Source organism: Geoalkalibacter sp. (assembly GCF_030604225.1).
GTDB lineage: Bacteria > Desulfobacterota > Desulfuromonadia > Desulfuromonadales > Geoalkalibacteraceae > Geoalkalibacter.
Window position 1 is genome coordinate 1 of the sequence record NZ_JAUVWH010000133.1, and the last position, 8,132, is coordinate 8,132.

At 58.6% G+C, this 8,132-nt stretch carries 9 protein-coding genes and 1 pseudogene; 2 read left to right on the top strand and 8 right to left on the bottom strand.

The genetic code is table 11. The features are described 5' to 3' along the window. On the bottom strand, positions 1-81 hold an 81-nt coding region (locus QAT43_RS14805), incomplete at its 3' end, for a DUF4372 domain-containing protein (RefSeq protein WP_331517996.1). Between the two features lie 209 nt (positions 82-290). On the opposite strand from QAT43_RS14805, the gene QAT43_RS12725 reads away from it, so the two are divergent. Further along, positions 291-998, top strand: a complete 708-nt coding sequence (locus QAT43_RS12725) for a ZIP family metal transporter (RefSeq protein ID WP_305043458.1) — start codon at positions 291-293, stop codon at positions 996-998. 18 nt (positions 999-1,016) lie between these two features. Here the strand turns inward: QAT43_RS12725 and QAT43_RS12730 are convergent, their stop codons facing one another. The 5 genes from QAT43_RS12730 to QAT43_RS12745 all read right to left on the bottom strand — a co-directional run bounded on the left by QAT43_RS12730 (position 1,017) and on the right by QAT43_RS12745 (position 6,107). Beyond that, the gene (locus QAT43_RS12730) at positions 1,017-2,069 is read right to left on the bottom strand and encodes a methyltransferase domain-containing protein (protein WP_305043459.1); all 1,053 of its coding nucleotides are present in this window, start codon (positions 2,067-2,069) and stop codon (positions 1,017-1,019) included. Positions 2,070-2,106: 37 nt separating this feature from the next. Beyond that, the gene (locus QAT43_RS12735; protein ID WP_305043460.1) at positions 2,107-2,940 is read right to left on the bottom strand and encodes an MIP/aquaporin family protein; all 834 of its coding nucleotides are present in this window, start codon (positions 2,938-2,940) and stop codon (positions 2,107-2,109) included. A gap of 136 nt (positions 2,941-3,076) precedes the next feature. Next, the gene (locus QAT43_RS12740; RefSeq protein WP_305043464.1) at positions 3,077-3,979 is read right to left on the bottom strand and encodes a DUF3179 domain-containing protein; all 903 of its coding nucleotides are present in this window, start codon (positions 3,977-3,979) and stop codon (positions 3,077-3,079) included. Between the two features lie 295 nt (positions 3,980-4,274). Next, a complete protein-coding gene (locus QAT43_RS14900) occupies positions 4,275-4,472 on the bottom strand; it encodes an SEC-C domain-containing protein (RefSeq protein ID WP_442900262.1) in 198 nt (65 codons plus the stop codon). 9 nt (positions 4,473-4,481) lie between these two features. Then, positions 4,482-6,107, bottom strand: a complete 1,626-nt coding sequence (locus tag QAT43_RS12745; RefSeq protein WP_305043461.1) for a sigma-54-dependent Fis family transcriptional regulator — start codon at positions 6,105-6,107, stop codon at positions 4,482-4,484. A gap of 260 nt (positions 6,108-6,367) precedes the next feature. On the opposite strand from QAT43_RS12745, the gene QAT43_RS12750 reads away from it, so the two are divergent. Beyond that, positions 6,368-7,375 carry an alpha/beta fold hydrolase gene (locus QAT43_RS12750; RefSeq protein ID WP_305043462.1) on the top strand — a complete coding sequence of 336 codons (1,008 nt, stop codon included), beginning with the start codon at positions 6,368-6,370 and terminating at the stop codon, positions 7,373-7,375. Positions 7,376-7,512: 137 nt separating this feature from the next. Here QAT43_RS12750 and QAT43_RS12755 read toward each other — a convergent pair whose 3' ends face one another. Then, complete coding sequence (locus QAT43_RS12755; protein WP_305043463.1) at positions 7,513-7,980, bottom strand: peroxiredoxin; 468 nt, start codon at positions 7,978-7,980, stop codon at positions 7,513-7,515. 25 nt (positions 7,981-8,005) lie between these two features. Then, positions 8,006-8,132 (bottom strand): annotated as a pseudogene (locus QAT43_RS14905) (SLC13 family permease); the annotation flags it as partial.

Here is an 8,132-nt window from a genome sequence, read left to right on the forward strand (position 1 = left end):
ATGCTTGCGGGCAAGGGATTCAAATTCATGTCTCTTGAAAAAACCGACCACTTGATTGAGGACTGTGCTACAATGCGCCACGGCTCGGATCTCCTTGTGAATATTGGTGTTTTGGCGAACTCAATATGCCACAAGCAGCTCTCCGAGCCTCCTTTTTTCTGATCAAACTATGGGACAGCAGTGCCTGAAAGCATAACAAAGATTTGAGTTTTTTTCGAAGCGCTCAGATCTTGACGATCTCTGGTAGTATTTGAGCGAAAAACCTAAGTTTGCTGAGAGAACCTGAATATATGTCCCTGACCACCACCTTGCTCATGGCCCTGGTCGCCGGGCTGTCCATTCCGCTGGGCGCTTTTATTTCAACGCGCGCGCGCCTGCGCTCGATTTGTCTGCGTCATGAGATCGACAGCTTTGTCTCCTATTTCGGCGGCGGCGCGCTGCTGGCGGCGATCGCCCTGGTGCTGATCCCGCACGGGGTCGCACAGGTCTCGGTTTTGTCGGCCTGCGGCGCTTTTCTGCTCGGCGGTTTGGCCTTCTGGCAGATCAACGCCTGGTTGAAGCGCCGGGGCAGCGTCGCGTCCCAATTCATCGGCATGCTGTTGGATTTCGTCCCGGAAGCCATTTTGCTCGGCGTGGTGGCCACCACCGGGTCCGAAATGGTTTATCTGTTGGTAATCCTGATCATGCTACAAAACATGCCGGAGGGGTTCGCCGCCTACACCGAGATGTCGCGGAATGGCAAATCGGCCGCGTGGCTCTGGCCGACTTTCCTGTCGATCGCCCTGGTGGGGCCTCTGTGCGCCTGGCTCGGATACGGCTGGTTGGCGGCGGACGCCCAAAGCCTGGGGGCGCTCATGCTGTTTTGCAGCGGCGGGATTCTCTACCTGATATTTGACGACATCGCGCCCCGCGCCCATCTGAAACACCATGATTTCCCGGCGGTCGGGGCGGTCTCGGGGTTTCTGCTGGGTTTGGCGGGGACGATGTTGGTGCATTGAAGGTTTGTTTGCTCCGCGTCAGCAGCACGCCTGCGGCGCCCTGTCTCCCTTCGAAGGCGCGGCCGGGTCGCAGGGGAAGGGGCCGAAGTGCACCGATTTGTCGCCCTCGACCCGGAAATGGCCGGCGAAGCGGGTTTGCGCGAGCATGTCGGCGGTATTGCCGCACACCCGCAAGGGGCGGCCGGTTTCAAACAGATGATGGTCGTCGAGGGCAAAATGGTGCGGGCATTCGGGCAGGGTGCCAAGATAAACGGCGACCTGGCCGTAATCCTCGCAGATATCTTCCAGGGGCAGTTTGAAGGCGCGCACGGTGATGGAGTAGAAATCGATCATGCCCGCCGTGGCTTCCACCTCCTCATTGTCCAGGGCGATGCGGCGGCTGGACATCGTGCGGTAATCCAGGCAGCCCAGTTCGCGCAGCAGCCGACGGAAATCCTCGGTATACAGCGCCCCGGACAGACATTCGCCGTGCAGCACCGGATCGGCGCGTAAGGCGTCGGGAATGCGCCGGCCGGCGAAGACGTCGGAAAAATACAACTCGCCGCCGGGTTTGAGAACGCGAAAAATTTCGGAGAACACCCGGCGCTTGTCCGGGGAGAGATTGATGACGCAATTGGACACCACCAGGTCGATGGAATCATCCGCGATCCCCGCCCCGCGCAGATCCTCGATGTAGCCCTGCCGGAATTCGACGTTGGGTCGTGCATACCCGAAGCGCGCGGTCTGCCCCGCCAGATGGCGGCGCGCCACCTCGAGCTGCTCGTGCGTCATGTCGAGACCGATGACCCGGCCCTGTTCACCCACCAGTTTGGAGAGCAGATAGGCGTCGCGCCCGGTGCCGCAGCCCAGATCGAGCACCGTGCAGCCTTCCAGGGCTGCGGGGATGGGTGAACCGCAGCCGTAAAAGCGTTCGATGATTTCGCCGTCGATCTGAGCCAGAATGGCGCGATGGTGCGCGGGCAGCGCCTCGATGCTGCAACAGGCGCTGGTTTTGAGATCCTTGCTGTTTTTGAGCACCTGGCCGTAGTAGTCCTTGACTGCGGCAAGAGTGCCCTGCGTGTCGTTAGCCATAAAAATGACCTCCCTTGAATATTGATTTTTTCTGATTTTACCTGTTTTCGTCTTTACACAAGCAATCCGGCAACGCCTTGCCGTTCATCAGCGGTTCGACAAGCCGCGAGAAAACCAGCGCCGCCGCGCACCCGCCGGCAATCGGCCCCAGAACGTAAACCACCAGAAATCCCAACGAACGATCCGGCAGCGCTGCCGTGCCCCAGCCGGCAAGCATGGAAAACAAGCGCGGCGAAAGGTCGCGCGCCGGGTTGAGCCCCGCTTGGGTGAGCGGTGCCAGAATGGAAATGATGAGGGTGACGCTCATGCCGATGAACAATGGCGCGAGGGCGTCGTCCGGCCGGCCAAGGTTGCAGCCTTCGGTCAGGGAAAAAATCAGAAACACCAGCGCGAAGGTGCCGATCGCCTCGGCGAGAAAAGCCAACGGCATGCTCACGGCGGCAGCCGCCCCCGCTCCGGGATTGGGGAAGAATTCGCCGAACATCATGGCGGTGGTCGTCGATTCGGCGGAACCGCGGGTGATGCCGTGCAGCAGTTCGAATTGCGCGATGCTTGGTGAAAAAAGCAGATAGAGAACGGCCGCCGCGACAAAGGCGCCGGCGAACTGCGCGCTCAGGTAGGCCGGCAGGCGCCTGGCCGACATGCGCCGCGCGACGACCATGGCCAGGCTCACCGCTGGATTGAGGTGGGCGCAACTGAGGTGGCGCGTGGCGTAGATGGCCAGCGTCACGCCCAGCCCCCAGACCATGGCTACCTGAAACAGGCCCATGTGCGCGGAAAAAAGCACGGTGGTCGCCACCGAGCCGCAACCGAAGAAAACCAGAATGAACGTGCCGATGAATTCCCCGGTGAAATCCTGCCTGACGCTCATTTTTGATCCCTTCTGATCTTTGGTTTGGCCTGAAAGGCGATTTTACAACAGCCCAGATCGATGGCCGGGCCGGTAGCCGAGCAGTCGAGTCCGGCGCGTAGGGTCATTCCTCTTGCGCCGCATCTTCCCGCGTTAGTTACCGGGGCGCCCGATACAAATTGCTGTCGGGATGAATCTCCTTCCACACGAACCAGTAGGTGCTGATGTAGGGCACCGTCTCGTTGTCCTGATCGGTGATGCGCAACTCGCCCGTCACCTGATCGAAGGTGAAGGTGAGCGTTTTGTCGCCCAGGCGATCGGTGTGCGGTTCACCCTTGCGCATTTCTTCCAGGGGATAGGCTTTGGCCACGCCGTCGCTGAGAACGCCGGCCACCACCTCCTTGCCGGGGAAATCGGAGACCAACTCCCGGAAGAAGCCGAACAGCCCGCTGCGACTGCGGTAGTAGCTTTCGTAGGGGTCGCGGCTGTAATCGCGCACATGCCCGGTTTCGAGGGACAGGACAGCGGTGTCGGGGTGGCGCCTTCGCCACTGGTCCCAGGTGGTGATGGTCGAGGGCAGCACCTGCATGCGCGTGCCGGTCATGGGGCCGGTGACGGCCTGGTTTTTCACCTGCGACCAGAGCGATTCGCTCTGATGGTCGTACATGAGCACATTGGACTTGTAGAGCAGGCCCGACACGCCGAAAGTCAGAGTTTTTCCGTCGATGTTGCGAGAGTACACGACTCCCGAAAAGGCCAGCGGTCACCAACTCACCAGCAGGGGATCACCGCCGAAGCTGTCGTTGACCAGTTCATGCCAACTGAGCACGTGCAGTGGATAGGCGCGCGCGACGCCGTTGTGGAAGACGCCGAGCACCCGCTCGTCGCCGCGCATGAAATCGGCTTTCGCCGCCGGTACGTAGTTCGGGTTGAACAACGCGGGAATGCCGTCGCGCGGCGGACCGCCCGCCTTGATTTCGTCGAGGGGAATGGCGTGGCGGGAAAAATCCCAGGCGGCCTGTCCCAACCCGGGCAGGCAAAGAGGATGAGCAGCAAAAATAAGGCACGCATGGCGACAATCTCCTTGGGCCTGCAACGAAACCGTTGAGAAACAATGGGCCGGACACGGGCGCATGGCTTCTTGCGTCCATGCGCCCGTGTCCTGGCTCCGGGGCGTCGAAAATGAACCTGAACAGGTATGCTAAGGTCCATTGTCGCAGAATGGCGCCAAGAACAATGTCAGCGAGATGACACTTGGACGTACCTTCTCGACCGGCGGCGGGAGGAATTTGTCAGGAGGATTTCTTTTCGCTGTTGATTTTACAGGATGAGACCTCATCCCTGTCGCGGGGCCTTCAGACAAAGGGGTTATTGCGCAGGCCCGCCTTGTCAATACCCAATGCGCGCATGATGCGTCGATCTTCCCTGCGATGACAGCGGGCATAGGTGCGTTCGCTGCCGCACCAACAGGGATCCCCGGGGCGCAGTTTGGTCAGGCTGTCCGGCAGTTCGGACGACTTTTTCCCGCGGAATATCCAGGCAATCCAACGCATATCGAAACATCAGGAATAAGGTGGTTTTTGAATCCCCATTTTTTTGACCCTGGCGGACAGGGTGGTCGGCGGCAGCCCCAGGAGCTGGGCTGCGCCATGGGGGCCGTATATCCTGCCGGCGCACTGCTTGAGCGCGGCTTCAATATTTTTTCGCTCCAGGCTGCGTATCTCCATTTCGGTCAGGGCCGTGCTCTGATCCTGAGCATTTTGATTGGTCCGCAACAACTGACGTTGGCCGGGAACATTCCCCAGATCCAGGCGCAATCGGTTTCCGCTGCTCACGATTACCGCCCGCTCAATCACGTTCTGCAACTCCCGCACATTGCCGGGCCAGTCATAGTTCTGCAATTGCAGAAGGTCGGCCTGAGTCAACCCCGATACGGCGCGGTTGAACCGCAGAGCGGCGCGTTGCAGAAAGATGGACGCCAGAGGAAGGATGTCTTCCTTGCGTTCGCGCAGCGGCGCAACCTCGATGGGAAAAACATTGAGCCGATAATAAAGGTCACTGCGAAATCCTCCCCGAGCGACCTCGTTTTTCAAATCCCGGTTGGTGGCGGCGATGATCCGAACGTTCACCTTCCGGGTACGTTCCTCACCGACCCGCTCGAACTCTCCTTCCTGCAGGACCCGCAACAGCTTGCCTTGTAGTTGGATGGGAATTTCTCCCACCTCATCTAGAAACAAGGTTCCGCCGTCAGCGGCCTCGAAACGCCCGCCGCGATCCTTGAGCGCCCCGGTAAAGGCACCCTTGACATGACCAAAAAATTCGCTCTCGAACAGATCTTTCGGGATGGAGGCGCAATTGACTTTGATCATCGGCCGCTCGCGCCGCGCACTTCGTTTGTGAATTTCGCGGGCAACCAATTCCTTTCCTGTTCCAGATTCGCCAAGCACCAGCACGTTTGCATCGGTCGGCGCCACCAGATCAATCTGCCGCACCACATTCTGCAGAGCCGCGCTTTGCCCGACGAATTGCCCCATGGCCCCGATATCGACGATCTCCTGGCGAAGAAAATCTCTTTCCAGTTCCAGATGCCGATGCAAGCGGTTGATTTCTTCAAAAGCGCGGGCATTGACGATGCTCATGGCGGCATGGTCGGCCACCATGCGCAGCCATTGAACTTCTTCCATGTCCGGCTGCTGGCGGGTAAAAAGCGCAAGCACCCCGAGCTTTTCTTCCCGGCAGACCAGGGGCTGACCAAGAAAGCCTTTGATTCTCTCCCGCCGAACCCACTCAGGACGGGCCACCCAGGAATCGTCTTCTTCGATATTGAGAACTTCGATCGGTTGTCCCGAGGCCGCGATCGTACCTACTTTGCGCACGCCCACTGGAAAACGGCTGAATTGCCCGTCCAGACGCGTCCAGTCCTCTCCAGGCGAATTGACGGGATTCCCGGCGCTGGCCACCAGATGCAGACAATTTCCCTCTTGCGGGCATTCCCCTCGTAAGGGGCAGGCGGCACAGATATCCGCCGGGTTCAGCAGCCAGATCCTGGCCAGGGCCGTTTGGGGAAGGGCTGCCAGACGCTGGACGACAAGGTGCAAAACTCCCACCAGGGAACGTTGCTGTGGCATGTCGAGCAGCAGCGCTCGGTATTCCTCCACCACATGATTTTTTTCAGCGGAATTGATCATGTTTCCAGGATAACAATATTTCGTTGCATGACAACAATATTTCGTTTTTCAACCAAATATCGTTGCTCCTCATGGTCGAACGAATAGTGAAAAATCAAAACAATACAGTTGTTTAGCGGGAAAGAAGCGGCCGGCATGGTCGTTGAATTTGCATCAGGGTAAGGGCTCCTCAATAGATTCGGTGGGCGAGGAGCATCAATCATTAAACAAATAAGATCCGTCGAACCCGAAGACTCCGGGGAATCGAAAGGAGAAAAAACATGAAAGCAAGAGCTCTTTCCTTAGGCAAATCGCTGAACACGCCATCCGCCCTGATGACCAGCCTCGTTTTGATTCTGCTGGCTTTCGTCTGGGCTTATCCTGCGGCCGCCGCCAAGTCAGTGCCGGCGGTGGCGCCAGCACAAATTTTTCACAAAACCATCACCATCGACGGCGTTGAGATTTTTTATCGCGAGGCCGGGCCTCCTGATGCTCCGACCATACTGCTCCTGCATGGATTTCCGACCTCTTCGCACATGTTTCGCAATCTGATCCCTGCGCTATCTGATCAGTTTCACCTGGTGGCTCCCGATTACCCGGGATTCGGCAACAGTGCGCAACCGGCCATGGACGAATTTGACTACACCTTTGACAACCTGGCCAGGGTGATGGAGCGCTTCGTCGCGGAACTCGGGATAAAAAAATACAGCCTGTATCTGATGGATTACGGTGCCCCCATCGGCTTTCGCCTGGCGGTTAAACACCCTGAGCAGGTACAGGCCCTGATTATCCAGAACGGCAATGCCTACAATGAAGGCCTGCGTGACTTCTGGGATCCGATTCGCCTTTATTGGAAGGAGCGGACGCCCGCAAACGCCGAACCCTTGGCCGCCTTCATCTCGCCGGAGGGGGTGAAATGGCAATACACCCACGGCGTTAGAAACGAGCAGACGATCAGTCCGGACAACTGGAATGTGGATCTGCGCCACCTGACCCGCGAGGGCAATCCTGAGATCCAACTGGCACTTTTCTATGACTACCAGAACAATGTGCCCCATTACCCTGAATGGCAGGGCTATTTTCGCCAGTTCCAGCCGGCGACATTGATCGTTTGGGGCAAAAACGATTATATCTTTCCGGCAGAGGGTGCTTATCCCTATCGGCGTGATCTCAAGAGTCTGGAGTTTCACTTGCTGGACACCGGCCATTTCGCCCTGGAGGAGGATGGGCAGGTGATCGCAGATATGATGAGAAAATTTTTAAACCAAAAGGTTGTTGATGCGAAGTAGAAGGCTTCCGTGTTGCTGATCATTTCGGGGCTATTGGTCAAAGACGTCCCCGGCGGGACAGCCGCATCTAGCTGTCCCGCCTTTCCGCCCACGCAAAGCTCTGGATCGAGAACTCTTCTTGCCTGTAGGTGCGCAGTTCACCCCTGCCGCAGAAAATCCACCACTTCTTGCGGGTGCGTTTCCGCCTTGGCCACCTTGGGCCAGTGTTTGAGCACCTTGCCGTCGGGACCGACGACCACCGTCGAGCGGATCACTCCCGTGACCTTCTTGCCGTACATCATCTTTTCGCCGAAGGCGCCGTAGGCCGCCATCATCTGGCCGTCGGGATCGCTGAGCAGGACGAAGGGCAGGCCGAACCGCGCGATGAATTTGTCGTGGGAGCCGAGGCTGTCGCGGCTGACGCCGAGGACGGTGACGCCCAGTTTGCGGACTTCGTCGTGCAGGTCGCGAAAGCCGCAGGCCTCCTTGGTGCAGCCGGGGGTGTTGTCGCGCGGGTAGAAATAGATCACCAGGGTCTTTCCCCGGTAATCGGCGAGGCTGTGCGACTTGCCGTCGCTGCCGGACAGGGTGAAGGACGGGGCGGGTTGGCCATCGAGTGTCGCCATGATGGTTGCCTCCTTGGGGGAGTGTTTAAAAGGGCCAGAACATGGGGATGAACAGCACCGCGAGAACCCAGAAGATCAGATTGAGGGGCACCCCGACCTTGACATAGTCGGTGTACTTGTAGCCGCCCAGGCCATAAACCATGGCGTTGGTC

Excerpts from the sequence above, each read along its gene's own strand:
- QAT43_RS12725 (WP_305043458.1), top strand. The coding sequence starts at position 291 with ATGTCCCTGACCACCACCTTGCTCATGGCCCTGGTCGCCGGGCTGTCC.
- QAT43_RS12730 (WP_305043459.1), bottom strand. The coding sequence starts at position 2,069 with ATGGCTAACGACACGCAGGGCACTCTTGCCGCAGTCAAGGACTACTAC.
- QAT43_RS12735 (WP_305043460.1), bottom strand. The coding sequence starts at position 2,940 with ATGAGCGTCAGGCAGGATTTCACCGGGGAATTCATCGGCACGTTCATT.
- QAT43_RS14900 (WP_442900262.1), bottom strand. The coding sequence starts at position 4,472 with ATGCGTTGGATTGCCTGGATATTCCGCGGGAAAAAGTCGTCCGAACTG.
- QAT43_RS12745 (WP_305043461.1), bottom strand. The coding sequence starts at position 6,107 with ATGATCAATTCCGCTGAAAAAAATCATGTGGTGGAGGAATACCGAGCG.
- QAT43_RS12750 (WP_305043462.1), top strand. The coding sequence starts at position 6,368 with ATGAAAGCAAGAGCTCTTTCCTTAGGCAAATCGCTGAACACGCCATCC.
- QAT43_RS12755 (WP_305043463.1), bottom strand. The coding sequence starts at position 7,980 with ATGGCGACACTCGATGGCCAACCCGCCCCGTCCTTCACCCTGTCCGGC.